Origin of the sequence: Pantoea allii (assembly GCF_046529425.1) — a bacterium.
Lineage (GTDB): Bacteria > Pseudomonadota > Gammaproteobacteria > Enterobacterales > Enterobacteriaceae > Pantoea > Pantoea allii.
This window is the reverse complement of record NZ_CP125958.1, coordinates 2,868,262-2,894,785: the sequence shown is the minus strand read 5'-3', so window position 1 is coordinate 2,894,785 and position 26,524 is coordinate 2,868,262. Positions and strand designations below refer to the sequence as shown.

Genomic DNA, 26,524 nt, shown 5'->3' with positions numbered 1-26,524 from the left:
CACGCTAAACAAGGGCGAGATCATCGTGCCCATTGCCTGTCAACTGCACGTTGTCAGGCAATGGGCACGATGCTTAGCCTTCTGCCTGGCGTTTTTGCGCCCCCGTCAGGAGTTGCTCCAGCACGTCGATACGGTGCCGGTGTGGCGTGGTAATGGCGTAGAAGCGCTCCTGCAACTCCGCCGATTGGCCTACGGTGACAAGAATGCCGGTACGCAGTTCATCCTGAACCACGACCTCGGGCAATACGGTGAGCCAGCCGCTGTCGCGAGCGATCAGACGCAACATAGCCATGTCGTCCACTTCAGCGCGAACTCTGGGCGTTACGCCCGCCGCAGAACACAGCACATCAAACTGCGCGCGCAAGGCATGACGTGGGCCGGGCAAGGCAATTTCCACGTTATCCAGATCTTCCGGGATGCGCAGACGGCGCGATGCCCATTTGCTCGCCGGGCCGACTAAAGAGATGGACTGACTGCCCAGATACACGAAGTGCAAAGGACGATCGGGGTCCACGGGAACGGTCTCATTGGCCAGCACCACATCGAGCTGATGTTGCATCAACCTGACCAGCAGGCCTTCCAGCAATCCGGACTCCAGTGTCAGCACGACAGTAGGGTCGGTAAGTGCAGGCCGAATCCAGTTTTCCTGATAATTGCGCGACAGGGTTGCCATGCTGCCCACACGTAACCGTGTGACACCGGCTGAACGGCCTTTTAAGCGTCCCAGCATCTCCTGGCTAAGTCCAAAAATATTGTCGGCATAGGCCATGACCAGCTGACCTGTGTCCGTGAGGATCAGGCGGCGGCCTTTGCGGATTAATAAACTTTCGCCAAGCCGTTCCTCAAGCTGTCGGATTTGCACCGAAACGGCCGATTGAGAGGTCGCCAACTCTTCGGCAGCCCGCGTCAGGTGCCCGAGTTTGGCGACGCGCCAAAAATAAAAAAGGTGATGGAAATTTAGCTGGTTAAGATTCATCGTTCGTTTTTAAGTATTGATTTATTCAAATAAATATATTTTACAGAATAGTTTGCGTCAAGGAACATACCCTCAGTCACATTCATAAGGGCTATGCGATGAATATCCTTGAAGCTTTTTACCTGGTTTGTTTTTTAGCACCGGCAATTTTAATGTTCGGGTTAACGGCACTGACGCGGTGGGGCGGGCTGCCTACACCGACACTTTGGCGTGTTTTGCAGATTCTGTCGTATGGCACTATTGTCTTCACCGGACTGTCTCTTACTGCGGACATCCGTGTCGTGCAATGGCCCGGCATAGTCAAAGCCACGACGTTTGGCCTGGTGTTGGCTTTGCTGGTGCAGCTGCTCGGCAACGTCATCGCGTCGTTTTCTGCGCGTTATCTTGAAGGGGAAGCGAACCAGCAACGCTACATGGGTGCACTGACCGCTGTTCTGGGCAGTGTCCATCTGCTCTTGCTGGCCGATAACTGGCTGCTGCTCATCGCGGCCTGGGCCGCTGTAGGCATAGCGCTGCAGCACCTGCTTTGCTTTTACCCGGATCGCCCCTTTGCCCTGTTTGCGGCACACAAAAAGTACATTGCCGATCGGATGGCTGACGTGATGTTGCTCGGCGCTTCCGCGCTGGCCTGGTGGGATGTCGGCAGTTTCTCGCTGTCAGCCCTGTGGATGCACATCGCCCAGCAGGGTGCGTCTGTGTCCTTGCAGGCGAGCGCCGTATTACTGGTGATGGCGGTCATTCTCCGCACAGCCTTACTGCCCGTGCATGGCTGGCTGATACAGGTGATGGAAGCCCCAACGCCGGTATCTGCGCTGCTGCATGCCGGCGTCGTCAATCTTGGTGGCTTTGTGCTGATTCGCTTCGCACCGATGGTAGAACAGGCCAGTGCTGCGCGAGTCTTGTTACTGGTTTTTGGGCTGACGACCGCGGTGCTGGCAGGCATGGTCATGTTGACGCGCATCAGCATAAAAGTACGCCTGGCCTGGTCTACCGTCGCGCAAATGGGCTTCATGCTGCTTGAGTGCGCACTTGGCCTGACTACCCTGGCGGCTCTGCATCTCATTGGTCATTCGCTCTACAAAGCACATGCTTTTCTGTCCGCGTCAGAGGGCGTAAGACACACTCGCCAGCTGGCGCTACACCGGGTTTCCTTGCCCGGCACGGTGAGCGTGCTTCTTGCCCCGGTATTAACGATTTCAGCGGTATTTCTGGTGCTGACGCTGGCAGGTCTTGCCGCCTGGCCCTGGTGGTGGAGTGTTGTGCTGGGCATGGCGTGGGCACCCTTGCTGTGGTTGCCTGACGCGCAAGACGGCTCGACACGAACGCTGCAATCTCTCTTCGGACTCTTCACGGTTATCGGCCTGACGATGGTTGCCCTGGCTTTGCATACGCTGCCGCTCGGTTTGCAGGACGCTCCTGATGATCGTCTGGGCCTGATCGCGCTGGCAGGTATGGCAGCACTGTATGTTTGTCAGGTGTTACTGCAAAAGCAGCCACAACGCTTGTCGCGCTGGCGTCGGTGGAGCTACGCGGGTTTTTACCTGGACGAAGCCTATACCCGTCTGACGCTGCTCATATGGCCCGCGAACGGGGTTTCCGCAACGTCCACGCCCGCAGAGCCTGATGTCCCTGATGCACCTGTTGCCGACAGGCCGCGCTGAATAACACCATTAAACTGGAGAGTTTCCTGATGGATACACTGACCCACAAAGAGAAACCCGTTTCGGCGAGCCTGGCGCAATCCGCAGCCAATGCAGATTCACGGCAGGTTGCGATCGAGCAAGCCTGCCAGCAGGCCTGCCATGCGATTGCACCTGCATGGCCACTGGATCGTGCTATCGCGGTCAATCCGCATTGGTCGCGTATCGGCATGCCGGTGCGCAAGGTGGCTGCCCGGATGGCGGTGCTCGGCGGTATTCAGGTCTTCCCACCGCGAGATCGGCAGAGCCTGGCCTGGCGCGAAGGTCGCATTAGCATGGCCGATCTGACCCATGCGCTGCGTCAGCTACCTGAGGCGCAAGCGGCTGGCCTGACGGCTGAACAGTGTACCCAGGCGCTGCACGCAAGCGCCCGGCAGGGACAATTACCGCTACTCATCGATATGCTCGACAACGATCCCCATCGCCACAAAAGGTTATCCTGGCGGCAAGCGATCACGCATCAGGTTAGCCAGACCTGCGCCGCTTACTTCGACGAACATCAGGCGAGCTGGCAGCCCGATCGCCACCAGGGGTTGTACACCTTCTGGCGAGATACTCTGAAGCATGACCATGGTATTGGTTTGTTAATGGGCTTACCGAACATCCACAAGGCTATCAAGACGTTGCCGGATAACGCCATGGATGCCGGGCGCTGGGTCATCGAGCGTTTGGGCCTGCCTGAAACGGTGTGGGCAGATTATCTGGAATCGGTGTTACTTACCGTCAATGGGTGGGCATCCTGGTGCGCTTATCTGGGCTGGCAGGCTGAGTTGGCGGGCGGCAAGGATACGCACCTGCGCGAGTTGCTGGCTATTCGTTTAGCCTGGGGCATGATCCTTTTAGAATGCAAAGATGATGCGGCTACCCGGCAGGCATTTATCTCGCTTCAGCACGCCTGGACACAAGCCCCTCAGGTGCTGGAAGAGGCCGAACAGGCCATGCTGGTTGACGAAGTCTGGCAGTTGGCTCTGGAAACCGGCTATCAGCGTGAGTTGGCGCATCGGCTGACTTCGATAAAGGGCCAGGAGGTGGGCGCGCAGGCTGTCGACGTCCAGGCCGCCTTCTGCATTGATGTGCGTAGTGAACCGTTGCGCCGCGCCCTGGAGGCCGCCAGTCCTGGCGTGCAGACTATCGGCTGTGCAGGATTCTTCGGCCTTCCGGTTGCCTACACGCCGCTGGCTACGCAAGCCCGGCGTCCCCAGTTACCTGGCTTACTTGCGCCTTCCATAGAGGTCAACGACCGTATTGTCTGTGCTGATTCGACGCAGTGCGAAGCCGATACCGCACGGCAAAGCGCAGCCAGCAGATCGCGTCAGACCCGGTTTGCCATGGCCGATCAGTGGCATGCCATTAGCCACTGGCCGGGTGCCGCTTTCTCTTTTGTGGAAGCGGCCGGGTTGAGCTACTCCGCCAAGCTGATGAACAGGTTACTGCCAGGCAAAAAAGCACGTCCCCGGGACGACCTGGATGGCTTGCCCGCGCGCTACCGTGAGATCTGCCGTCCTCAACTGGTTGGGCTGGATACAGCGGCCAAAGTTAAGCTGGCGGCAGGCATTCTCCATGCCATGGGACTGACACAACGTCTGGCACCGATAGTGCTTCTCGTTGGGCATGGCAGTCAGTCAGCCAACAATGCCCACGCAGCGGCACTGGACTGCGGTGCATGCTGTGGTCAGACCGGCGAAGTGAATGCGCGCAGCCTGGCCCAGTTGCTCAACGAACCAGCGGTTCGCCAGGGGCTGAAATTGCAGGGGGTGAACGTCCTGAGTTCCACGGCCTTTGTGGCGGCGCTGCACAATACCACCACCGATGAAATCGAGTGGTTTGATCTCGACCTGTTGCCACAAGGCGCGCGTGCGCGCTGCGCGTGGTTGCAACCCATTTTTAATCAAGCCTGTGACCAGGTTCGCCGCGCCCGCGCGCCCGATCTTCAACTGGACCCGCGAGCGCCTAAAGATGAGTTACTGGGGCAGTTACGTCGTCGCGCTAACGACAGTGCACAAACCCGGCCTGAATGGGGGCTTGCTGGCAACGCCGCCTTTCTGATAGCGCCTCGTCAGCGCAGCCGTGGCGTAGTCCTGAGCGGACGCAGCTTCCTGCATGACTACGATGCCAGTCAGGATGTTGACGGTAGCCTGCTGGAAGGTCTGATGACCGCCCCGATGCTGGTCACACACTGGATCAACTGGCAGTATCACGCGTCCACTTGCGATCCGCAGAGGCTGGGCAGCGGCAACAAGGTGTTGCATAACGTCGTGGGTGGACGCATTGGCGTCTTCGAGGGCAACGGCGGCGATCTGCGCATCGGTCTGTCACGGCAGTCGCTCCATGACGGCAAGCGTTGGATGCACGAGCCGCTGCGTCTGACTGTGGTCATCGATGCACCGCAAACTGCCATTGAAGCGGTAATCGCAAAGCATGAGGTCATCCGGCAACTGCTGGATAACGGCTGGCTTCACCTCTGGCGCTTTGAGGCATCCGGTTTGCTGCGCTATGAACACGGACGCTGGCTCGCGGTGCATCTGGAGAGTGCCTGACGTCATATCCCTCCCGATCAGTAGGCGGAACACATGCCGCTGCGGCCTGTTTCAGGGCAGCTTCTGCACGCGTGACTTCTGCGTTGACGTGCGCAAAAGGTTGCGGACGTCAACGCCGCGCCATCGGGGCGTGGCTGGCTTGAGTCTGGTATGGCTGGGCTGGGTGGACACAGTCACCGGCGTCGATGCGCGCATCAGGCGAAGTGCTCGCACAGGAACGTCACGAACGCGCTCACCTTAGGACTCACCAGTCGGCGCGACGCGTGCAGTACCCAACCTTCGATAGCAGGCACCTGCGCCGTGCCCCACTCGACCAACCGGCCCGAGGCTAACGCGTCAGCAACGGCAGAGCGAGGTAATACGGCCACGCCAGCGCCAGCAAGTACCGCATCGCGCGCCATAAAGGGCGTCGACAGGCACATGACTGGCTGCGGGAGGTAAGTGCGCACGCGGCCCGAAGCATCAATGATGGACCATTCGGGAACCACGGCGCGACCCGCGCGTACAACCGCTGGCAGCTTCAGCGGTTCCTCGTCGTAATGCGGCTGCGGCAGGTGTGGAGGCGCAACAAGTACCAGGCGATCGTTCAAAAACTTGCGACCGACCAGCGTGTCGTCGTGGCGGGGATTGAAGCGCACCACGACATCGTAGCCATCGCTCACTAAATCGACGAGGCGATCCTCCGCGATGACATCAAGCCGTATCTCGGGGTAGGCGGCGCAGAAGGCCGCGCTTAAGCGCCCAACCGAGACATCGGCGAACAACAGCGGCACGCTAACGCGCAATACGCCACGCGGCTGGCCTATGCCCGATTTTAGTTCTGCCACCGCTTGCGTAATTTCGTCGAAGGGGTCAAGGGTACGTGCGTGCAGGATCGCGCCTTCCGGCGTCAGACGAAGCGTGCGCCCACCACGTTCGATCAGCCGTACTTTCATCTGCTCTTCCAGCGTGCTGACATGGCGCGACAGGGTCGCTTTCGGCCGTCCACTCGCGCGGCTGGCACGCCCAAACCCGCCATGAGTGGCAACGAGATTGAAATCGGCGAGTGCACTAAGATCCATATTTCGTTCCATATTTGAGACAATCTGTTTTGTTTTTAAGCACTATACGCCATTTATGGTTCAGTGGAAGATGGGGCCTCTCATCACAGGGTAAGGAGTTATCAAATGAAAGCAGTCCGTTTTTATGAATATGGCGGCCCAGAGGTCCTGAAGGTAGAAGATATCGATCTACCTGAACCCGGCCCTGGTCAGATACGCATCGCAGTCAAAGCGGCTGGCATCAATCCGATCGACTGGAAACTTCGCGCGGGATATATGCGCGAGATGATGCCGCTTGAGCTTCCGGCAGGCGTGGGTTACGACGCGGCGGGCGTTGTCGACGCTGTGGGGAAAGAGGTGACCGGCGTGTCAGTCGGCGATCCGGTCTTTGGCAGAGGCCATGCGACAATGGCCGAATATGCGATCCTTTATGAATGGGCTCACAAGCCTGCAACCCTTTCGTTTGAAGAGGCGGCGGCGTTCCCGGTGGCTGTCGAGACGGCCACCCGAATCATTGCGGCGTTAGCGTTGAAAGCCGGTGAAACGCTGTTAGTCAGCGGTGCCGCCGGTGGGGTTGGCTCTGCGGTCATTCAACTCGCCAGGGCAGCGGGCATCCATACCATTGGCACGGCTAGCGCGGCGAAGCACCCCTATCTGCGATCGTTGGGAGCGATTCCGACGACCTACGGCCCCGGACTTCCCGAACGGGTTGCCGCGCTAGCTGTGGGCGGTGTACAGGCGGCCGTCGACATCGCCGGCTCCGGCGTCATACCTGATTTGGTGGCGATCACCGGTACGCCGTCAAGCGTTGTCTCAATCTCCGACCTCCAGGCGCCCAAATACGGGGTGAGAACGTTGTTTGAGGACAGTAACGCCACACCAGCCCTGGAGCGTGCCGCAAGGTTGTTTGTCGCGGGTGCGTTTACGTTGCCGGTGGAGCGTACCTTCACGCTTGAGGAGGTGTCGGCTGCGCACGAACTCAGCGCGCAGGGCCATGTGACAGGGCGGCTCGTTATTACCAATGGCTAAGCGTGAAAAAACGGGCGGATGAATCTTGTCATGTTTCGGATGACGTTGCGCCTGACTAACGCGGCATTGAGACGGCGACGACGCGGAGAGCGATCATGAACAGCCTGCGGCCAGCAGGCTGATGATTGACCGTCGTCGCCGTTATGATGTCAGGCCAGCAAGACATCGTTTAACGCCAGGGTAATACCGCTGGGTTGAGCATGACATGAATTCGGCGCGCGTCTGTTTTTTAAGCAAAGGGTTGTCTTTATTAAAGGAAAAACCATTATATCTTTTTAAGATAGAAGGATTTTCTATGAGTGATTCTGTCTGCACATCCATCGGGCTGCTCCTGTTTCCGGCGCTTACTCAGCTTGATCTTACTGGCCCGTATGAAGTTTTTGCCAGGGCACCGAACACACAGGTTCATCTCATCTGGAAAAACCTGGATCTTGTCGTGTCCGATCGTGGGATGGCTATACAGCCAACGACCACATTTAAAACCTGTCCACAACTGGATGTAATTTGTGTTCCCGGTGGGCCAGGACAGATAAACCTGATGGACGATGACGACGTCCTTTCATTTATCCGTTCCCAAAGTGAACACGCCAGGCTGGTGACGTCTGTCTGCACTGGGTCGCTGGTTCTGGGCGCAGCAGGGCTTCTGAATGGATATAAAGCAACGTCGCACTGGGCTTCACTGGATCAACTCGCGTTGTTAGGTGCGGAGCCGGTCAATGAGCGCGTAGTCCGTGACCGTAATCGTATCACCGGCGCAGGCGTAACTTCAGGTATCGATTTTGCGCTCAACGTTGTGTCAGAAATTCACGGAAGCAATATTGCTCAGACTATTCAACTGCATCTGGAATATGACCCCGAACCTCCCTTTACCTGCGGCTCACCCCGTACCGCATCTAAAGAACAGTTAAAAAACGCACAGGAGCAGGCCGCGCCTTTTATTGAAAAGAGGCGGCAGGCGACGTTAAAAGCAGCAGCCAGACTGTTTAGATAAGGGCAGAGTGGAAGAGGGGGGCTTTTTGACTTTACATGTTTGCTTCTGGCACGAAGCGGACGGTGGGTAGGTGATGTCTGCTATGAGTGAGGAGCGGACGTTGGTTCTTTTGCATCCACGAGAGTATTTTTATAAACATTCGCCATTCATTCATGTTCTCGACTCCCTGCGCGCCACTTTGGCGCGCAGGGCCGGGAATGTAAACTACATAAGATACCTAAGACGTGAAGCTAAAGGACAGATATGACAGCATATTCAAACTCTGATGCAGCAAGGGATTTACGCTCGTCCTTAGACAAAGCACCCGCTGGCGCTGTGAACGGAGAATGGTTCTTTATCACCGAACAGGCTGGAGTCTCCTCACAAACCGGAGGCTACATGTATGCCGACGGAAGTCATGTTGCAGAGGGTAACCACTACTTTCAGAAGGTCCGGGAGGTTGTCGAAAAACTCGAAGCATCACAGATACAGCCCTTTAATAAGGTTATCGTTCACTGGACAAGGTCTAAAATACCGTTAATACGGGGGCGCGTAACGGTTGACACACTATTCGATGAGACAATTGTGCCGCGTGGTCCACAGGACCCAATTTATGAGGCAGCTTCTGTAGCAAGGCGAGCCTTTTGGGAAAAGTATGGCAGCGTCTCAGATGGCTTTAAGGCTGAACGAGATGATGCAAATCTACATAACCAGACGAACTGGTTCGGGCCCCATCGTCGAGTGCTCAACATTAAGAGCAAAACGACATTTACGCTGTCCACCGATGGCCTCTCGACGCCCTGGGCCGGCATTGCAGACCCGGAAAATGGCGTAGGCTGCGAACTTTTCATGGAATTAGACGCTTCTACTACTATCAGCCACCCGATGGATGACTGGGCTCCTCTCTTGATTAGTCTGGGCGATCTCGTTGCAGATGGGTATCAGGTTGCTGCCGATGTTGAAAAATATGGCGCAATCCTGTTTTGCACGCTTACAGACCAATATCACCCAATGACCCGAATCATCCTCAGCCGTGATGACCGCAGGATTGATAATTTACCTTTTGGCTCAGTTCCGCTGATCCGTGTCACGCCGATAGCAGAGGCAGAGATTGAATATCTGGACCAATCTGATGAATGGGCATCACACGCAGCAAAACATGCACTCGCGGAACGGCAGAGAGAAGCATAGAAACTTCGACGACGTTATTCACGCGCCTTACGAGGCAGAGTGAGTTCAGTCACCTTCTTAAAATAATGAAGCTGAAGGCCCGCTATGAGCGAAAATCGGACATAGTGCTGAACTTAAATAATTATCCCTTACTAATCTTTGCGAAAAAGGCCGTTAACCCTGACCAGTAAAGACAAGGCAAAATCACGCATCCGGTCATTCAGTCGCGTCTGGTCAAGATATGATATCCTCAAGGATACTTACAGCATTGAAAGGTGAGTCCGGATGGAAAAGACCTTCACTCCTGAACAAATTGACATTATCAATCGTGTTGTCTTCAACCATATAGATAAAATGACTGAGGAAGTGGCTAACATAGTTGAAAAAACAGAGAAAGCCGCGCACCAGCAACTATCAGATCACGGTATAAATATGGCAGATTTTTATCCTGCCAATCAGCTATTTCTAATGATGACAATCGTACAAACATTGATAGACCGGGTGCATGGTGGGGACATGGCTCTTGCTCAAAAAATGATAACTATGGAAGCGAAAAGACTGAATGTCAGCGTCAGTGTCAAGGCTGTTAAATCAGGCGGACGGGCTTGAACGATTAAATTGCTAATCATGTCCGCTTCTGGCACAGAGCGGCCCGTTTCACCCTTTAGGTTTAATGGATACGGCCGCTGCAAGCGAAGGGCCTTCATCGCTAAAGCACAGAAAGCTTCTGGTTGAGCCTGTCGCGTAATGTTAAATTTCCTGAAACGAACCACGTTAAGACAGGGAACTGACAATGCTTAAGGCGCTTGTTACAGGAAAATTGAGTCTGGCGAAGACATTCTGGGGATGGGGATTTGGCGGAACCGCGCTGATTGTGGCCATCAGTAAGGCAGGCGTCTATGCGGGCCAGTACTGGCTGCTCCCGGTGAGTCACGTACTGCAGGCCCTGCTTTCACTCGCGGTGCTGTCCGGACTAACGTTCATCCTGAAAGAGAAGCACACCATTCCGGGCGTTGTGCTCGGGGGCGTGGCTTTTGCCATTTTTCTTGCGCACTTCATCCTAAGCGCAATATTTGCCGTGCGCTTCTCTTCATGGATTTTTTTCTGAATACCGGCAGGTCTTCAGTTGAGATGGAATAAAAACCGCTCAGTACCGGGCGGCTGAACTGACTGACATTCAGAGGGGTGAACTACTTGCGTAACCCTCAGCCTGGCCTCCCCGAAGATTATCGATATTTTATAAACCCGAATTCTTTATTAGTTGAGTCTTTAGGCGGTCAGTTCTTATCCCATAGAAGCCAGAAAGTAACGGCTATGATTGTGATCGCAAATATTGCTGTTGAACCCCACGCGTAAGCAGGCCAGTAATTGACAGCAAGCACTCCGAAACCGAGGATGAGTATTGCCGGAATAAGTGTGCTTGCAAAGTATGTCAGTTGCGTGCGCAACCATCTTTTTAAAAAATTAATCATCTGATAATCCGTACAATGTCGTCAGCTATGTCCTTATCTGATCGCGAGGAATTAAGCCTGTGCGCGTTTCGGCTGATAACCGGTTCAACAATAAAATATAGCATCTCCAGTTTTGCAGCGTAGAGAGCGGAATAATATCCTGGATTTTGGTATTTAAGTCGGTTTGCAGCGTTTACCGCCTGTTGCACATATCCGTAATAGCTCACAAGGGTTATGTCTGCAGCGGAAAGTTTTGCGAAGTTTGTAGTCGCGCCCATTCTGATGCTAATACTGTAGCTGGCAGCCATCACGATAGAATAGGTTAGCGCCTGGTTTTATCGTAACTCCCATACCGATGAGTATCTTCCTGATGCGGGTTATGCGGTCTGACGTCAACCCCTCAAGCAACTGGTTGACGTATATATCAAGCATTTTTTTGACAACGTGGTGCTCTTTGACCAGCTGGCTAATCGCTTCTAAAAACCGGACATCTTCGGTTTTCTGAGCGGTACATACGTCCCGATAGTTTTCAGTGAAGCAGGATATATAAAACGCGAGACGTCTGGCTCCAGGCTGAATGCGGTTTGCCTGTGCCAACATCTCATCTTTTACACCCCTCAGAGCTTTATCGAGACGTACTCCGAAAAGACTGTCTGCCTGAATACTGTTGATGATATCTGTGTTGCTGATCATTTGGTCTCGGTCCGTGATTTGTCATTAAATAACGTCTATAAAACGTATTTTAACCGGCAGGAAAAACCCTGCTTAGCATGGCGGGTCCATTAACTGCTCAATCGCAAAAATTATAGCGGGTTCAACCTCAACATTCCGCTCCAGTTTTGCCCTGAGCAAAAGCATAAGGGCATCTTTGATTTCTTCGCGGCTGATTAGGTCACCGTCACTCGCTTTCCTCAGACAAACCATGCCGGCTGACCTGCTCCCTGTAAACTAACATACCAAGATGCAAGCAACGTTTGCTCCTGGCACAAAGCAGACATCATCGCAGAGAATCTCTTACAGGGTTGGAAAAAGACCCTCGCTTTCACCATGATTTAGCCTGCCTGTATATCAGGCTTAACCTCTTTGCCTCGGTTAAGTCCTCAATAAGATGAAATACCTAAAACATTTTTGGACGACACTTTGGGGATGAACATGGCGAGTGTTTCGCACACCTCTGGCTGAATGATTTTCCTATAGCTCGCCCTTTATTGCGAACGAATTATATCCTGATACGTTGAAATAACAGAGTTACCATCACTTTTTTATCTGACTATAGCCTGCCGTTATACCCTGCTACTAAACAAGCATTCGTCACCTTTCAAAACGCATGAAATAGTGGTTTCAGAACCTTACCTTTGTCTGAAACGAGAAATCTCATGCTAATCCCACAACCTTATTTACTTTTTCTTGGTGATGTTACCGATCTACTCGCGGCGAAAACGGCGCGCGGTATTCATATCTGGCGGCCGGAACAGTGCGTTGGCGAAATTAAACTGCCTGGCTGCACTGTCAGCCTGGGTCTGGATGAGCTCGACATCCCCCGCGCTAAAGCGCGTGGCGCAAAAACCCTGGTGCTGGGTACCGCCAATGCAGGGGGTTATCTGCCTGAACACTGGCTGGCGACGGTGAAAAGTGCCATCGAAGCGGGCATGAACGTTGCCAGTGGATTACATCACCGTCTGGTGGACGAACCTGAACTGGTAACGCTTGCAAAGACGTTTGGTGTGGAGCTTTTTGACTTACGTCATATGCGTCCGAAGCTCAATGTGGGCAGCGGTAAGAAGCGCACAGGTAAGCGAATACTCACGGTGGGGACGGACTGTTCAGTGGGCAAAATGTACACCTCACTGGCGCTGGAAGCGGCGATGCGCGAGCGCGGAATGAAAGCAGATTTTCGCGCCACGGGGCAGACCGGGATTCTGGTTGCGGGGGAAGGGATTGCGGTGGATGCGGTCATCGCTGATTTTATTGCCGGTGCGGCGGAAGCGCTGTCCCCGGCTAATGATGATGACCACTGGGACATCGTTGAAGGCCAGGGTTCGCTGTTCCATCCCTCTTATGCGGGCGTCAGTATGGGACTCATGCACGGTGCACAACCGCACTGGCTGGTCATGTGTCATGAAATGGGTCGCCCCCATATGCGCCATTTGCCTCATCAGCCCATGGTCAGCCTGAAAGCGTGCGTTGAAGCCAATCTGCGCGCTGCGCAGGTGACGAGTGAGTCTGTCCAGCTGGCTGGCTTTGCCATTAACACCTCTAATTATCCTGAAAAAGAAGCGCGTGCCTATTGCGCCGAAATTAGCGCCGAGTTTGGTTTACCGGCAACGGACCCGGTGCGTTTTGGTATTGACGAGATCGCCGCGCTGCTGCAGGAGCGTGGTTGAGATGAGACAGTTGCAGATTGACGTGGTAGCGCTGCCGCTGGCGCGGCCCTTTGCTATCTCGCGCGGTGTGCGTACCAGCGTAACGGTTATCCGTGTCACGCTTGAGCAAAACGGCTTCATTGGGCAAGGCGAATGTACGCCGACGGCGCGCTACGATGAGACGCCAGACAGCGTTCAGGCCGAGCTTGAAGCGGTACGCGCTGACGTTGAAGCAGGCTTGAGCCGCCACGATCTGCAACACCGTTTACCCGCCGGTTCCGCGCGCAACGTGCTGGATTGTGCGCTGTGGCGCCTGGATGCCGCACGCGCCAGTCAAACGCTGTGGCAAATCAGTGCCTGTTCTCAGCCATCGTCGGTGGTCACGGCGGAAACCCTCAGCCTCGATACCCAGGGAAATATGGCGCTGGCGGCGGCGGATGCCGTATCTCGTGGTGCCATCCTGCTCAAAATTAAGCTCGACCGTGATGCGGTGCTGGAAAAAGTGGCGGCAATTCGCGCTGCGGCACCGCGCGCCACGCTCATCATCGATGCGAATGAAGCCTGGTCAGGTATGGATTTGGAAAGCCTGCTGCTGGCGCTTCAGGCTTATAACATCGCGATGGTCGAGCAACCGCTTCCCGCCGGTCAGGATCATGACCTGCAACGTTTTCATCATCCGATTCCCGTCTGTGCTGATGAAAGTTGCCATACGCGGGAGGATATTGCCGGACTGCGTAATCGTTACGAGATGATCAACATCAAACTGGATAAGTGCGGTGGCCTGACGGAAGCGCTGGCGATGGTCGATGAAGCGCAAAAGCAGAATATGCGCATCATGGTCGGCTGCATGCTGGGCTCATCACTGGCGATGGAAGCCGCATTGCCCGTGGCGGTCAACGCAGAACACGTCGACTTAGATGGGCCTATTTGGCTTGCCGCCGACAGCTCTCCCTTTTTGAACTACTCCGAAGGCCGTATCTGGCTATAACGCGACGAGGCGACCATGACGGACACACGACACACTTCCCCAGTTGCAGATGCCGCCTGTTCAGCACCGGTGCTTGACATTCGGGATCTCAGCGTCTCATTTCGTGGGCGCAGTGGTGAGAACCAGGCACTGAAAGGCATCACTTTCGCCATTAATCCGGGAGAAATTGTCGCCGTAGTGGGTGAGAGCGGCTCCGGTAAATCAGTCACTTCGCTGGCCGTGATGGGCTTGCTGGCGAACAGCGGCCGTATCGATCGCGGCAGTATGCAGTTTCGCGATCGCGGCGGGAAAGTGCATGCGTTAGAAACACTGGATGATGCTCAGCGCCGCACGTTGCGTGGTCGTGAAATGGCGATGATCTTTCAGGAGCCAATGACCTCGCTGAATCCGGTGCTGCGCATCGATGACCAACTCACTGAAGCCTTGCGCGAGCATCAACAGTACGACAAGAAACAGGCCCATGCGCGCGTACGTGAATTGCTTCAACAGGTGCGTATCGCCGATGTGGATCGTGTGATGAAGAGCTATCCGCACGCGCTCTCCGGTGGTATGCGCCAGCGAGTGATGATTGCGCAGGCACTGGCATGTGATCCGCAACTTCTTATTGCCGATGAACCCACCACGGCGCTGGATGTCACCGTACAGGCGCGCATCCTGCATATTCTGCGTGATTTACAACGCGAGAAGCAGATGGCCGTTCTGTTTATCACCCATGATATGGGCGTTGTGGCTGAAATCGCGGATCGCGTCGTAGTCATGCTGCGGGGCGAGGTGGTCGAGCAGGGCACCGTATCAGAGATTTTTGCCGCCCCGCAACACGCGTACACCAAAGCGCTGCTGGCGGCCGTGCCGAAACTGGGCGATATGCGCGACTATGCATGGCCGCAACGCTTTCCCCTGCTCGGTGCCCAGCACGCGGCACAAGACGAGCAGCATACCGCTCGCTACGACAGTGCGCCGCTGTTGGATGTGCGCGGGTTGAAAGTCTACTATCCCATTCGCAGCGGCATTTTCTCGACCCATACACATCATGTGCATGCGGTTGAGCAGATTGATTTCAGCCTGTGGCCGGGGGAAACCCTGGCGATCGTGGGTGAAAGCGGCTGCGGCAAATCGACCACCGGGCGTGCGCTGATGCGCCTGATCAACAGTGATGCCGAAAGCATTCACTTTGAAGGAAAGGAAATTTCGCACCTGAAAGAGGCGGCCTTCCAGCCGCTCCGCCGTGAAATTCAGATGGTGTTTCAGGACCCTTATGCCTCACTGAATCCGCGCCTGACCGTGGGGTTCACCATTGCCGAGCCGTTGCTGTTACATGGCATGGTGTCCTCGCTGGAGCAGGCTTCTTCACAAATCGATGCGTTGCTGAAAAGTGTCGGCCTGTTGCCCGAGCACGCGCGTCGTTATCCGCACGAATTTTCTGGCGGCCAGCGCCAGCGTATCGCCATTGCCCGCGCGATGGCGCTGAAACCGAAAGTGATTATTGCTGATGAAGCGGTATCGGCCCTTGATGTCTCGATTCAGGCACAGGTGGTCAATCTGATGATGGACCTCCAGCAGCAAACCGGCGTGGCATGGATTTTCATTTCTCACGATATGGCGGTCGTTGAGCGTATTGCCAATCGCGTGGCGGTGATGTACCTCGGCCAGATTGTGGAGCTTGGGCCGCGCCAGTCGGTATTTAATCAGCCGCAACATCCTTATACCCAACGTCTACTGGCCTCCGTGCCGGTAGCGGACCCCGAGAACCGTCAGCCCCGTATTTTCGATGACAGCGAAATCCCTTCGCCGTTGCGAAAGGTGGGTGAAACGGTCACTAAACCCCGTTATCGGCAGGTTGCGCCCCAGCACTGGGTTGCTGACGGCATTGCATTGCGATAATCCTCAACGACCAGGAGATTTTATGAAAACACTGTTTCGCCGTACTTCGCTCGCCCTCGCATTGACGACGACGCTGGTCATGACCGCGCAGGCCCAGGATCTGCGTATTTCAATGTATGCCGATATTACCGGACTGGACCCGCACGATACCTCCGATAATGTCAGCTACTCGGTGCAGAGCGGCATCTTTGAGCGCCTGTTCCAGTTTGATGCCCACATGAAGCTGCAGCCCTGGCTGGCGACCGGTTATACCTCCAACGACAGTGCGACGGAATTTACGCTGACGCTGCGTAAAGGCGTTACCTTTCAGGATGGTACGCCGTTTGATGCCGACGCCGTCAAAGCCAACCTTGATCGCCTCGCCGACCAGAAAAAAGGGCTCAAGCGCAACAGCCTGTACAAAATGATCGCCAAGGTCACGGTGCTGGCACCCGACCAGGTCAAAATCGATCTCAATCAGTCGTTTGGTGCCTTTATTAACACGCTGGCGCATCCTTCTGCGGTGATGTGGAGCCCGTCGATTCTGAAGCAGTATCCGGACGAAGCTCAACTTAGACTGCATCCAGTGGGAACCGGCCCGTTTAAATTTGTTAACTGGACACCGGGCAAAGCGGTGACGCTGGCGAAGTATGACGGTTACTGGCAGCAGGGATGGCCAAAAGTCGACCATGTCATCTTTTCACCCAGCCCGGAAGATGCCACACGGGTGGCAGCGTTAAAATCGGGTCAGGTGGATGCCATCTGGCCGTTGCCTTCCGATCTGATCGCTGCCGTGAAGCAGGACAGCAAGCTTTCGATTCAGCGCGATCCCAGCATTTATCTTTATTACATGGCGATTAACACGCAGCACAAGCCGCTGGCGGATGTTCGTGTGCGTCAGGCAATCAACTATGCAATTGACCGTAATCTGTGGCTGAAGGTGGCCTTTGCCGGTTTGGGCAAACCGGCCACATCCGCGATGCCGGAAGGGGTTCAGTTCTATCAGAAACAAACCGATCCGGATTACCACTATGCACCGGACAAGGCCAAAGCGTTGCTGAAAGCGGCGGGCTATCCTGATGGTCTGGACCTTAAGCTCTGGGTCACCAATGCCACGGCCAGCGTGCGCGCCGCTCAGGTGCTGAAAGCGCAACTGGCCACGGTGGGCATCCGTGCCACGGTGACACCAATGGATTCGGGGACGCGCAACGCTAAGCTGTGGGGCGTACAGGACCCGAAAAAGGCAGAGTTTGACCTCTATTATGGCGGCTGGTCGACGTCCACAGGCGATGCCGACTGGGCGCTGCGTCCGCTGTTTGCCACAGAATCCTGGGTGCCCACCTCGTACAATGTCTCTTATTTCAGCAATCCTGATGTCGATAAAGCGATTGCCGCCGGGCTGGCGACGGCCGATCCGGCAAAGCGTGGCATTGCCTATGCGCAAGCGCAGACGCTGTTATGGAAGGATGCACCAGTGGCCTTCCTTGGCACACCCGACAATCTGGTTGGCAAACGCAGCACCCTGAACGGCGTTTCGATGCTGCCGGATGGCAATTTGCTCTTCACTCAGGCGTCGTTTAAATAAGACGCGGATCGCCTTCAGGTTCTTTGCCCTGTGCGGGCAAGAAACCTGAGGGTGCCCGTCGCACCTCATTTCAAGGAATGGCATGTTTGCATACATCATTCGCCGATTACTGGAGATGATCCCGGTTTTGCTGGTGGTCTCGCTGCTGGTTTTCGGTTTTATCAAGCTGCTGCCGGGCGACCCGGCGCGCATCTACGCGGGACCGGATGCGCCCATTGAGGCCGTCGAAGCGGCGCGACAGCATCTCGGGCTGAACGATTCTCTACCGCAGCAGTATGTCCACTTGATCGATAGCCTGTTGCATGGCGATCTTGGCACGACGTACCGAACCCAGCAACCGGTGCTGCAGGTGATTAAGCAGGGTTTCATGCCAACCCTGTGGCTGGCCTTAGCGGGTTTCGCCTGGTCCGTGATTCTCGGCCTGGTGCTGGGCGTGCTGGCGGCACTGAAGCGGGGAAAATGGCAAGACTGGACGTTGATGAGCATGGCGGTTGGCGGTATTTCCATGCCCGCTTTCTGGTTGGGGTTGTTGCTTATCCAGTTCGTCGCGATGCCCTTTGGGCTGTTCTCCGTCAGCGGCTTTAACAAGGCCAGCGATATTGTCCTGCCTGCCATTACGCTGGGGGCTTCTGTGGCGGCGGTAATGGCGCGGTTTACCCGCTCGGCCTTTCTTGAAGTGGCGCAGGAAGATTACGTGCGCACCGCAAGAGCCAAGGGGCTGCGTAACCGCCTGGTGACGTGGAAACATGTGATGCGCAATGCACTCATCCCGGTGATTACCATGCTGGGTTTGCAGTTCGGTTTTCTGCTGGGCGGCTCCATTGTCGTGGAGAGCGTCTTCAACTGGCCGGGGTTAGGCTGGCTGTTGATTGAGTCGATCAAGGCGCAGGATCAACCGGTCATTCAGGCGTTAGTGATGCTGTTCGTGTTCGAATTTATTGTGATTAATTTGCTGGTCGATCTGCTGTATGCGGTCGTCAATCCGGCCATTCGTCTGCGACAGGAGCCAAGATGAGTATGCAATCGCTGACTGAAAACCCGCCACAGGTCATCCGTTCGCCGTGGCGTGATTTCCTGCATGCCTTTGTGCGTAACCCTCTGGCGCTGGTTTCGGGCGGATTTGTGCTGCTGCTAATCCTGGTGGCGATCTTTGCCCCCTGGCTGGCACCCTGGGACCCGATGGCACCGGACTGGATGGCGTTATCGTCGCCGCCCAGCGCCGCACACTGGATGGGAACCGACGAACTGGGGCGCGACCTGCTCAGTCGTATTATCTATGGGGCGCGAATCTCACTCTATGTTGGCGTGTTGTCCGTGACGCTCGGCATGATTGTCGGGGTCGTATTGGGTTTACTGGCAGGCTATTACGGCGGTTGGGTAGATATGCTGATCATGCGCGGTGCCGACGTGTTGTTCGCGTTTCCTGGCATGTTGCTGGCCATTGCGGTGGTGGCGCTCCTTGGAACGGGCCTGAACAATGTGATTATCGCGGTCGCGGTATTTAGCGTTCCAGTGTTTGCCCGTATTGTACGTGCTTCAACGCTCTCATTAAGACAGGCTGCCTATGTTGAAGCCGTGCGCTGTGCCGGTGCACCAGACAGAATCATTATCCTGCGCCATATTCTGCCCGGCACGCTTTCCAGCGTAATTGTCTATTTCACCATGCGCATTGGCACCAGTATCCTCACTGCGGCGGGCTTAAGCTTTATTGGCCTGGGGCCGGAACCGGATGTCCCTGAATGGGGTAATATTCTGGCAATGAGCCGTAGCATGATGATGGCGGGCGCATGGCACATGAGCGTGTTTCCGGGACTGGCGATTTTCATCACCGTGCTGGCGTTTAACCTGCTCGGAGACGCGCTGCGCGACACGCTCGACCCGAAACTCAAGGGCTAACCATGGATTTTCAACAATTGCAGTGCGATCTGCTGCTGGATCGCTGGCGTAATGCGCGAACGTTAGGGCAGCCGCGCAGCGCATGTGGGCCCACCAATCGAATCAGCGATGTTGCCGGTGTGCGCGTTGGACATTACACGCTGAATGACGGAGAGAGGCAGACTGGCGTAACGGCTATCGTACCGCCGGGCGACAATCTGTTTCTCACGCCGTTGCCATGCGGGGCCGACGTCCTGAACGGCTTTGCGAAACCGGTCGGGCTGGTCCAGGTCGAAGAGCTTGGCGTGTTGCAGACGCCGATTTTGCTCAGTAACACGCTGGCGGTGGGCACGCTGTTTACCACGCTGGTACGGGATGCCATCAGCCGTAATCCGGAGCTGGGGCGGACGTTACCCACGGTGAATCCCCTGGTGCTGGAGTGCAATGATGGCTGGCTCAATGATATCCAGGCGCTGGCCATCAGCGAGGCGATGGCGCAGGAAGCACTGCACACGGCTGCGGCAGACTTTGCGCGCGGCAGCGTCGGTGCAGGGCGCGGAATGAGCTGTTTTAACCTTAAAGGCGGGATTGGCACGGCCTCGCGTGTTATTCCATCGCTCAACGCAACGCTCGGGGTGCTGGTGCTGGCGAATTTTGGCACGCTTAGCGCACTCACGCTTGACGGTGTGCGGCTGGGTGAAAGGATTGCGCCGCTACTGGCGGGTGACGCGCCGCAGCGTGATGCCGGTTCTGTCATTGTGATTATGGCCACGGATGCGCCGCTGGATGCGCGCCAGTTGAAGCGCATTGCGAAGCGTGCCGGTGCCGGCCTTGGACGGCTGGGCAGTTACTGGGGCCATGGATCGGGTGATATTGCGCTGGCATTTTCAACGCACCCTCTGCCGCAACCGCCGCAGGACGACACGCTGGAGCCGCTGCTTGCCGCCGCCGCCGATGCAACCGAACAGGCTGTACTGGATGCGTTGTTGAGCGCGGAGGCTGTTACCGGCTTTCGTGGTCACCATCGCCCCTCACTGACTCAGATTCTGGACAAATTAACCGCATGAAAATTTTTATCTCTGCTGATATTGAAGGTATTGCGGGCGTGATGCGCCCGGAGCAATGCACGCCAGGCAACCCGGAATATCAGTTGGCCCGGGGACTGATGGAACAGGAAGTGAATGCCGCGATTGAGGGCGCGTTCGCGGGGGGCGCAACGGAGGTGGTGGTCGCCGACAGCCATGCGCAAATGACCAATCTGCGTGCGGAAAATATTGACCCGCGCGCCCGACTGGTGCAGGGCAAACCTCGCGGCCTGTCGATGGTTGAAGGGATAGAGCAGCAAACCTTCGATGGATTATTTCTGGTGGGCTATCACAGCGCGGCAGGCGAGTCTGGCGTACTGGCGCACACCATTAATGGCCGTGCATTCTGGCGTATCCATATCAATGGCCTGGTGATGGGGGAAACCGACATTTATGCCGCCGCCGCCGCCGAGCATGGCACGCCACTGTTGCTGGTCACGGGCGACGATCAGCTCCAGCACTGGATAGCAGAATTTTATCCCACGGTTGATTATGTCTGTGTAAAACGCGCTATTTCCCATACCTGCGCGGAGTCCATCAGTCCCAAAGCGGCACAACGTGCGATATGCGCCGCTGCAAGCGCTGCGCTGCAACAGCAACCTTCGGTCAGCACGACGCGCCTGACGGCACCTTATTGCATGCAGCTTCAGGCCAGCAAACCCGTATTGGCGGATCTGTTTAGCCTGATTCCGGGCGTTACGCGCATTGATGCGGTGACTGTGGAATATCAGGCGGAGCGGATGGATACGGTGATCAGCCTGCTCAGCGCGTTTTCTTATCTGGCGAGTACCCAATCGTAGAGAAGGATGTTCGTGACGTCAGGGCAGAGACGATGTTCGTCCCTCTGGCGCTCACCTGGACTGTTTCCTGCAACCCCACGGTCTGGCGACCGCCGGGGCAGCCGCGCTGCAGCACAACGGCGCCTGAACACCGTTGCTCCCGCCATGCGCCTTTCGTTGCACCCTCATGGTGCGAACGCCTGTCCTGCCAGATTGCCAACACGGGTGCGGTCGGCCGGGATGGGCAAAAACCGGCCCGGTCTGGCTCCCTTTCCCCATTATTTTCCGCGCATACATGCAACATCACCCCGATCGGCAGCTAAAGGCGACAGTCAGTAGCTTCGCCAGCGTTACGGTACAATTTTTGCAATAAAGCAGGAACAGAGCAGGGATTGCCATGTCGCGATCACGACACATTTGCTTGCGCGCCATCCAGGGCAGGGAACGGAGAACCGCGTAACAGAGCGCGCCGGTCCGGTTTACCGGTAGGCCTGACGAGATTAACGATGTTACAGGCGTACACTGTGATTCAGACATTGGCGGTTCTGCGCGCGAACAGCTAATAAAGGCTTCTGACAACGGCCTGCGGGCAGATGAATCCACTTAGGGTAAATAATGATGCGGCTCCGCCATATAGAAGTCTTTCAGGCCATCGTTCAGACCGGCAGCATTAGCGCAGCCGCGCGCTTGCTTAACGTGTCGCAACCGAATGTCAGCCGGGTGCTGAATCACGCGGAACAGCAACTGGGATTTGCGCTGTTCGAACGGCGTATACAGGGCATGAGCGTCACGGCAGAAGGGCGACGGCTGCTGCCGGAGGTGGAAGATCTCTACCAACGCTTACAATCCATCACTCAACTCACTGAACAACTGCGACGCGGCGAAGGACAGACAGTCCGCGTCGGTGCGGCTCACGCTTTTGGTCAAATGGTGCTGGCTCCCGCCCTGGTCACCTGGCGGCAACAGGTGGCCTCGGTCAGTGTCGAACTGGTCACGGAGCACTTTAATACCCTGTGCCAGATGATTCTGGATAATCAGCTGGACTTCGCGCTGGTCTTTGGTCAGCAGGTGGACGCCGATCTGCTGGCTGAACCGCTGTTTCAGTCTTCGATGGTGGCGCTGCTGCCACTTAATCATCCCCAGCACGAGCCCGTTACGCTGGAATGGTTATGCAGTAATAACCTGCTGATGATGCAGACACAGGACCCGCTTGGGCGCGTCCTGCACCGTGCGCTGCGCGATAAAAAACTGAATCCGGCCGTGTCGCTGTCGATTAAAACCTACTCCGTCATTGCGGATATGGTACTGGCGGGCGGCGGCGTGGGAGTCGTGGATCTGTTCACGGCTTGCCGTTATGCCGACCAGTTAAAATTGCTCCCTGTCGCACAACCGTTGCCGTTTGAAGTCATGCTGATCAGCCGTCGTGATTGCCCCCAATCGCAGTCCACGCTGCAACTTAAGCAGGTCATTCGTAACAGACTGTGGGAGATTGCCCGCCAGTGCGAAGCGCAGTTTATCCGTGAGTGAGCAAGCTATGCGCTCACTTACAGCCATGCAGCTTATTGAAAATACTCTTGTAGAGCTTTTTAAAAAGGTCAGGAGGAAGGTCGGCATCCTGAGATTTATTCTGTCTGGGGATCACGCTGTTCGCGCTATGAGCATATTCAAGGCGAGCAACCGGGCGTTTTTTACGAGGGTGCTGATGTAAACCTGCGCCGGGTTGTAAATGGATGAGGTTAATATCCTGAGAAATGTTAAAAGCCCTGACCATTGCAGTCAGGGCTTTTAAGGTACTTCAGACTTCAGATTTGACATTAATGAACTTACTAAATGACTACTGCAATCTATACTGCGTATAAATGCACCCGTTTGCTACAGATAATATTGGGCATTAAAACGTGAAGACCTCCCATTAGTTATCCTGGTATATCACTTGCCATCTTTATTTATGACTAAAGCATGGCGTCTTAAACAAGTACATTCCCCATCGCGACATATACTCTTTGATGCGTTGCCTGACTACCGTTGCCTTCACCTGAACCCAGGGAAGCAACGAGATGGGTAAATCAAGGCCTTACATCGTCGCGCTTTTACTACCATTTTGCTGCACAGCACTGTCACTACATGGCCTTAAAGCGAACTGCATCCCAAACTACAGACTTCATGGCCTTTAATGCAAAATGGCTTACCCCAATTAGTACAACAATGATGCTCGTTTTTCTGTGCTGTTAGGAACCTAATCTACGGGTTTTATTCTCCGAGTCAATACTGTTTTTAAAAACATGTTTAAATTATCAGTGACATAGAAAACCTCCCTTTAAGAATGCTCCCAATATTTTATTTCTGTGGGTCAGGGCGAACGTCAGTGAAAAATGGCCGATGCTTTTTTGACATCAATCAAACTCTTTCAGAAGCCGGCATTCCAGTGCGTCGCTCATTATTTTCTTCAGCCCGGGACTTATCGCCTTTCATTGACATCGGTTAAGGACGAAATAAGAAAGTTATATTGCGTATCTGGAAAAATATATGGAAAAATCATCACCATGAAAACGCTACTGGTCGTAGCCTGGAAACAGGAGCAGGGCAGAATGACCCGATTCGGGGGCCGGTGGTTTTTCGCCCGTGGAAAGCGCCAGCGAGCTGAATGCTCAGCTATCAAAGGGTGACAGCAGTACAGCGTTTTGTTAACACGGAGACTGTTGTTGGCAGTGAGCGACTCAGTCAGGCTTCATTCAGCGCCCCGGCGTGTGATGAACCGGCCAGACGATGTGGTTTCTGGCTCACAGTATCCCGAACTCTCTCTGCCGGGCGTTAGGTAACCCGGCGAACAATTTGACAGGTGTAGAAGAGGTCATAATGAGTCAGGTTGAAAGGGTAAATCCTGTTAAAGAGCCCCTGTGGCGAAAGGTATTCAGGATCTACATGATGACGTGTTTTCCCTGCGCGTTGTTAATCACTTTACCTTCAGTATTCATTATCCCGTCACTGCTCAGGAAAGGTGATTATCTGACGCTGTCGCTTTTCGTTGCCATCTGGGTTGCCTTTGCCGTGCCGCTGATTTCAGCCGGATTAAGCAAATTACGTCACCGTAAGGTGCTCGGCCACATGGTTGCGCTTCTGAGTTGTCCCCATCGTTTCAGCCCACGTGCGCATCAGGTGGTAGATACAAAACGAGGTCAGTATTTTGGCGTGGACACCGATCGCGGCACCCTGCTTTACATACGAAGGGTGAACAGGGACACCACTGATGTGGTGGCGCTTACCATGGATGACTGGGTGAAATGTGAACAGGACGGGGCATGTTTACGTATCCACACCTGCCGGACGGATGTATCACCACTGTGCGTATACGATCATCCTGCATCAGTGGGATTGATAGCCGAAACGCTCAGGGCAATGAGACACAGACGTTATCCCGAGCCTGCCGGAGAATCCTGGTCTCACTATGTCAGGCGGCAGAGTCGCCTGATTCCTTATGCGCACAATGTTATCGCACCTCAGGACATCTGATTCGTCCGGCTGACAGCTCCTCTGGTCAGGTCATGAAAATTGGTTACTGTTCTGGACACCTTCGTGCCGCTTACGGGTTGATGGCGCATGCCCGAGAGATACCGCTTTATAAAGCGATCTCTGTTAATCCTGCCTGGACCGGTAAGGGCGATGGTGAGAAAAACAAGGACAAGAGTAGGGCAGGACATTACCAGATGACGGGATGGGGAATGGCGTGAGTGTTACCTACAGGATTGCCTGCTAAATGATGACCGCGGGGACAGGCAGAACAGAGGGCGGACGACATCAAGGCAATAAAAAACCCGCACAAGGCGGGTTTTTTTGTTATCGGCAGAGCTGGTCTGAGCAGACCAATGTCTTTCTCGCGGTTGTCAGCGCCGCTGATAACGAAGGCAGGTTAGAGCGGCGTAACGTTGCCAGCTGCAGGACCTTTAGCGCCATTTTCAATGGTGAAGGAAACTTTCTGTCCTTCATCAAGTGTTTTGTAGTTATCACTCTGGATAGCAGAAAAGTGTACGAATACATCTTTGCTACCGTCGTCTGGAGTAATGAAGCCAAAACCTTTATCTGAGTTGAACCATTTTACTAAACCAGTCATTTTGTTAGACATAGATATTTCCTTAATTGATGAGCCACTAGGTGCGGCGGTTATGGCCTGTCATTGAGATTTACTTATTGGGCACTTAGGAGGAGGCTCTCGAAGAAAGGTATCTTTGGATAACGCTTTAACTGAGGACTGCTTTACTAAAACTGCTTCATAAGGTCTGTGTTCCAAACCGATGCGCTATTAAGACACAGCGAAATTGATTTTGCAAACCCTTTATTTTTCTGTCTATTTGAACGTTCAGAAGGCTGAACGGCTATTCGAAACGTGCTGCTGGAAGAGAGTGATGAATCTCAGAGACGCTGGCTGCTTTTGCTAAAGTCCACGAAAGGTTAGGAATCGGGGACGTTCTCTTAAGACGCTGCCAGTCGGAAACTCTCATTAAGCGTGTGAAACGAAAAATTATGGTGAATTGCAGGAGTGATAATGAAGGGCGTCAGAGGCTTATGACACTGGGTGAGATAGCGTTGGCAAGATCGGTTTTTAGTCCTTCCATCGTTTATCCTCGCGTCTGGATTCATCATGCCAGTGACTTTCCCTTCAAACTTCAGGGAAGAAATACCACAATGAGTCCTGACGGCGAGCTTTATTTCCGGGACTGGTATTGCGAAGACGTTGTATCAGCACTGACGTATAATAAACAGGTCATTTTCCCGGCTGAAAAACAACCAAAAGCAGGTCTTTTTTGTATTCAGCCAGCAAAATTTAGATTTGAAAACGGGCAAGAATATTTCACTTATATTGAAGTAAATAAAAAAGCAGAGGATGAGAATAAAAAGGCTACAAGAAAAGCCTGTGTCTCGACCTTCCGGGTGGTAGAGCAAGATAACAATCTCAAGATTGTCCCAACCGCGCATAAATCAAAGCCAAACCCGCATCCCTGTATTCGGGGTAATTTACAGTGAAACTGTACATGACAGAGACAAGATCAAACGCAATTCCGGCAACAAAAAGTCGCCGTCCTGAAAGGTGATAAGGCGCAAGAGCCCGACCTGAAAGCGT

The 26,524-nt window shown here is 54.7% G+C and carries 23 protein-coding genes; 19 read left to right on the top strand and 4 right to left on the bottom strand.

The annotated features are described in order from the left end of the window. Window positions 1–73 precede the first annotated feature (73 nt). Window positions 74–976 carry a LysR substrate-binding domain-containing protein gene (locus QNH99_RS13640; protein WP_410516816.1) on the bottom strand — a complete coding sequence of 301 codons (903 nt, stop codon included), beginning with the start codon at window positions 974–976 and terminating at the stop codon, window positions 74–76. Window positions 977–1,074: 98 nt separating this feature from the next. On the opposite strand from QNH99_RS13640, the gene QNH99_RS13635 reads away from it, so the two are divergent. Together QNH99_RS13635 and QNH99_RS13630 are read left to right on the top strand one after the other, a co-directional pair. Further along, window positions 1,075–2,637: an NADH-quinone oxidoreductase subunit L gene (locus QNH99_RS13635; protein WP_410516815.1), complete on the top strand. Its 1,563-nt coding sequence runs from the start codon at window positions 1,075–1,077 to the stop codon at window positions 2,635–2,637. Window positions 2,638–2,666: 29 nt separating this feature from the next. Further along, a complete protein-coding gene (locus QNH99_RS13630; RefSeq protein WP_410516814.1) occupies window positions 2,667–5,213 on the top strand; it encodes a YbcC family protein in 2,547 nt (848 codons plus the stop codon). A 194-nt stretch (window positions 5,214–5,407) separates the two neighbouring features. Here the strand turns inward: QNH99_RS13630 and QNH99_RS13625 are convergent, their stop codons facing one another. Then, the gene (locus QNH99_RS13625; RefSeq protein ID WP_410516813.1) at window positions 5,408–6,274 is read right to left on the bottom strand and encodes a LysR family transcriptional regulator; all 867 of its coding nucleotides are present in this window, start codon (window positions 6,272–6,274) and stop codon (window positions 5,408–5,410) included. 105 nt (window positions 6,275–6,379) lie between these two features. Here QNH99_RS13625 and QNH99_RS13620 point away from each other — a divergent pair, with 105 nt between their 5' ends. From QNH99_RS13620 to QNH99_RS13600, 5 genes are all read left to right on the top strand, one after another. After that, window positions 6,380–7,282, top strand: coding sequence for an NADP-dependent oxidoreductase (locus tag QNH99_RS13620; protein WP_283350714.1), 903 nt, complete (start codon window positions 6,380–6,382; stop codon window positions 7,280–7,282). A 295-nt stretch (window positions 7,283–7,577) separates the two neighbouring features. Further along, window positions 7,578–8,273, top strand: coding sequence for a DJ-1/PfpI family protein (locus QNH99_RS13615; RefSeq protein WP_172897804.1), 696 nt, complete (start codon window positions 7,578–7,580; stop codon window positions 8,271–8,273). A gap of 243 nt (window positions 8,274–8,516) precedes the next feature. Beyond that, window positions 8,517–9,443 (top strand): hypothetical protein, encoded by a 927-nt coding sequence (locus QNH99_RS13610; RefSeq protein ID WP_218995356.1) that lies wholly within the window; start codon window positions 8,517–8,519, stop codon window positions 9,441–9,443. Window positions 9,444–9,707: 264 nt separating this feature from the next. Then, window positions 9,708–10,031, top strand: a complete 324-nt coding sequence (locus tag QNH99_RS13605) for a hypothetical protein (protein ID WP_063879264.1) — start codon at window positions 9,708–9,710, stop codon at window positions 10,029–10,031. Window positions 10,032–10,215: 184 nt separating this feature from the next. Beyond that, window positions 10,216–10,530, top strand: coding sequence for a hypothetical protein (locus QNH99_RS13600; RefSeq protein WP_218996123.1), 315 nt, complete (start codon window positions 10,216–10,218; stop codon window positions 10,528–10,530). Window positions 10,531–11,158: 628 nt separating this feature from the next. On the opposite strand, the gene QNH99_RS13595 is transcribed toward QNH99_RS13600, so the two are convergent. Next, on the bottom strand, window positions 11,159–11,566 hold the full coding sequence (locus tag QNH99_RS13595) for a hypothetical protein (protein ID WP_410516812.1): 408 nt from the start codon (window positions 11,564–11,566) through the stop codon (window positions 11,159–11,161). Between the two features lie 683 nt (window positions 11,567–12,249). On the opposite strand from QNH99_RS13595, the gene dgcN reads away from it, so the two are divergent. From dgcN to QNH99_RS13540, 11 genes are all read left to right on the top strand, one after another. Beyond that, window positions 12,250–13,257, top strand: coding sequence for an N-acetyltransferase DgcN (gene dgcN / locus QNH99_RS13590; RefSeq protein ID WP_410516811.1), 1,008 nt, complete (start codon window positions 12,250–12,252; stop codon window positions 13,255–13,257). A gap of 1 nt (window position 13,258) precedes the next feature. After that, window positions 13,259–14,224 (top strand): N-acetyl-D-Glu racemase DgcA, encoded by a 966-nt coding sequence (gene dgcA, locus QNH99_RS13585; protein ID WP_145394700.1) that lies wholly within the window; start codon window positions 13,259–13,261, stop codon window positions 14,222–14,224. 15 nt (window positions 14,225–14,239) lie between these two features. Then, window positions 14,240–16,105 carry a dipeptide ABC transporter ATP-binding protein gene (locus QNH99_RS13580; RefSeq protein WP_410516810.1) on the top strand — a complete coding sequence of 622 codons (1,866 nt, stop codon included), beginning with the start codon at window positions 14,240–14,242 and terminating at the stop codon, window positions 16,103–16,105. 22 nt (window positions 16,106–16,127) lie between these two features. Then, entirely contained in the window at window positions 16,128–17,669 is a 1,542-nt protein-coding gene (locus tag QNH99_RS13575; RefSeq protein WP_096012402.1) for a glutathione ABC transporter substrate-binding protein, read from the top strand. A gap of 82 nt (window positions 17,670–17,751) precedes the next feature. After that, window positions 17,752–18,684: an ABC transporter permease subunit gene (locus tag QNH99_RS13570; RefSeq protein WP_410516809.1), complete on the top strand. Its 933-nt coding sequence runs from the start codon at window positions 17,752–17,754 to the stop codon at window positions 18,682–18,684. Continuing rightward, window positions 18,681–19,565, top strand: coding sequence for an ABC transporter permease subunit (locus QNH99_RS13565; RefSeq protein WP_063879186.1), 885 nt, complete (start codon window positions 18,681–18,683; stop codon window positions 19,563–19,565). Before QNH99_RS13570 ends, QNH99_RS13565 begins: the two co-directional genes overlap by 4 nt. A gap of 2 nt (window positions 19,566–19,567) precedes the next feature. After that, window positions 19,568–20,611 (top strand): P1 family peptidase, encoded by a 1,044-nt coding sequence (locus QNH99_RS13560; protein ID WP_283355470.1) that lies wholly within the window; start codon window positions 19,568–19,570, stop codon window positions 20,609–20,611. After that, window positions 20,608–21,429 carry a M55 family metallopeptidase gene (locus tag QNH99_RS13555; protein ID WP_063879188.1) on the top strand — a complete coding sequence of 274 codons (822 nt, stop codon included), beginning with the start codon at window positions 20,608–20,610 and terminating at the stop codon, window positions 21,427–21,429. Before QNH99_RS13560 ends, QNH99_RS13555 begins: the two co-directional genes overlap by 4 nt. A 597-nt stretch (window positions 21,430–22,026) precedes the next feature. After that, entirely contained in the window at window positions 22,027–22,935 is a 909-nt protein-coding gene (locus tag QNH99_RS13550; protein ID WP_145394811.1) for a LysR family transcriptional regulator, read from the top strand. A 1,239-nt stretch (window positions 22,936–24,174) separates the two neighbouring features. After that, window positions 24,175–24,918, top strand: coding sequence for a plasmid IncI1-type surface exclusion protein ExcA (excA, locus tag QNH99_RS13545; protein ID WP_346742381.1), 744 nt, complete (start codon window positions 24,175–24,177; stop codon window positions 24,916–24,918). Between the two features lie 32 nt (window positions 24,919–24,950). Next, window positions 24,951–25,136 (top strand): hypothetical protein, encoded by a 186-nt coding sequence (locus QNH99_RS13540; RefSeq protein ID WP_410515474.1) that lies wholly within the window; start codon window positions 24,951–24,953, stop codon window positions 25,134–25,136. A gap of 179 nt (window positions 25,137–25,315) precedes the next feature. On the opposite strand, the gene cspA is transcribed toward QNH99_RS13540, so the two are convergent. Then, complete coding sequence (gene cspA, locus QNH99_RS13535; protein WP_063879191.1) at window positions 25,316–25,528, bottom strand: transcription antiterminator/RNA stability regulator CspE; 213 nt, start codon at window positions 25,526–25,528, stop codon at window positions 25,316–25,318. 440 nt (window positions 25,529–25,968) lie between these two features. On the opposite strand from cspA, the gene QNH99_RS13530 reads away from it, so the two are divergent. Beyond that, window positions 25,969–26,427 (top strand): putative T6SS immunity periplasmic lipoprotein, encoded by a 459-nt coding sequence (locus QNH99_RS13530; protein WP_283355468.1) that lies wholly within the window; start codon window positions 25,969–25,971, stop codon window positions 26,425–26,427. Window positions 26,428–26,524: the final 97 nt, after the last annotated feature.

Excerpts from the sequence above, each read along its gene's own strand:
- QNH99_RS13640 (WP_410516816.1), bottom strand. The coding sequence starts at position 976 with ATGAATCTTAACCAGCTAAATTTCCATCACCTTTTTTATTTTTGGCGC.
- QNH99_RS13635 (WP_410516815.1), top strand. The coding sequence starts at position 1,075 with ATGAATATCCTTGAAGCTTTTTACCTGGTTTGTTTTTTAGCACCGGCA.
- QNH99_RS13630 (WP_410516814.1), top strand. The coding sequence starts at position 2,667 with ATGGATACACTGACCCACAAAGAGAAACCCGTTTCGGCGAGCCTGGCG.
- QNH99_RS13625 (WP_410516813.1), bottom strand. The coding sequence starts at position 6,274 with ATGGATCTTAGTGCACTCGCCGATTTCAATCTCGTTGCCACTCATGGC.
- QNH99_RS13620 (WP_283350714.1), top strand. The coding sequence starts at position 6,380 with ATGAAAGCAGTCCGTTTTTATGAATATGGCGGCCCAGAGGTCCTGAAG.
- QNH99_RS13615 (WP_172897804.1), top strand. The coding sequence starts at position 7,578 with ATGAGTGATTCTGTCTGCACATCCATCGGGCTGCTCCTGTTTCCGGCG.
- QNH99_RS13610 (WP_218995356.1), top strand. The coding sequence starts at position 8,517 with ATGACAGCATATTCAAACTCTGATGCAGCAAGGGATTTACGCTCGTCC.
- QNH99_RS13605 (WP_063879264.1), top strand. The coding sequence starts at position 9,708 with ATGGAAAAGACCTTCACTCCTGAACAAATTGACATTATCAATCGTGTT.
- QNH99_RS13600 (WP_218996123.1), top strand. The coding sequence starts at position 10,216 with ATGCTTAAGGCGCTTGTTACAGGAAAATTGAGTCTGGCGAAGACATTC.
- QNH99_RS13595 (WP_410516812.1), bottom strand. The coding sequence starts at position 11,566 with ATGATCAGCAACACAGATATCATCAACAGTATTCAGGCAGACAGTCTT.
- dgcN (WP_410516811.1), top strand. The coding sequence starts at position 12,250 with ATGCTAATCCCACAACCTTATTTACTTTTTCTTGGTGATGTTACCGAT.
- dgcA (WP_145394700.1), top strand. The coding sequence starts at position 13,259 with ATGAGACAGTTGCAGATTGACGTGGTAGCGCTGCCGCTGGCGCGGCCC.
- QNH99_RS13580 (WP_410516810.1), top strand. The coding sequence starts at position 14,240 with ATGACGGACACACGACACACTTCCCCAGTTGCAGATGCCGCCTGTTCA.
- QNH99_RS13575 (WP_096012402.1), top strand. The coding sequence starts at position 16,128 with ATGAAAACACTGTTTCGCCGTACTTCGCTCGCCCTCGCATTGACGACG.
- QNH99_RS13570 (WP_410516809.1), top strand. The coding sequence starts at position 17,752 with ATGTTTGCATACATCATTCGCCGATTACTGGAGATGATCCCGGTTTTG.
- QNH99_RS13565 (WP_063879186.1), top strand. The coding sequence starts at position 18,681 with ATGAGTATGCAATCGCTGACTGAAAACCCGCCACAGGTCATCCGTTCG.
- QNH99_RS13560 (WP_283355470.1), top strand. The coding sequence starts at position 19,568 with ATGGATTTTCAACAATTGCAGTGCGATCTGCTGCTGGATCGCTGGCGT.
- QNH99_RS13555 (WP_063879188.1), top strand. The coding sequence starts at position 20,608 with ATGAAAATTTTTATCTCTGCTGATATTGAAGGTATTGCGGGCGTGATG.
- QNH99_RS13550 (WP_145394811.1), top strand. The coding sequence starts at position 22,027 with ATGCGGCTCCGCCATATAGAAGTCTTTCAGGCCATCGTTCAGACCGGC.
- excA (WP_346742381.1), top strand. The coding sequence starts at position 24,175 with ATGTGGTTTCTGGCTCACAGTATCCCGAACTCTCTCTGCCGGGCGTTA.
- QNH99_RS13540 (WP_410515474.1), top strand. The coding sequence starts at position 24,951 with ATGAAAATTGGTTACTGTTCTGGACACCTTCGTGCCGCTTACGGGTTG.
- cspA (WP_063879191.1), bottom strand. The coding sequence starts at position 25,528 with ATGTCTAACAAAATGACTGGTTTAGTAAAATGGTTCAACTCAGATAAA.
- QNH99_RS13530 (WP_283355468.1), top strand. The coding sequence starts at position 25,969 with ATGACACTGGGTGAGATAGCGTTGGCAAGATCGGTTTTTAGTCCTTCC.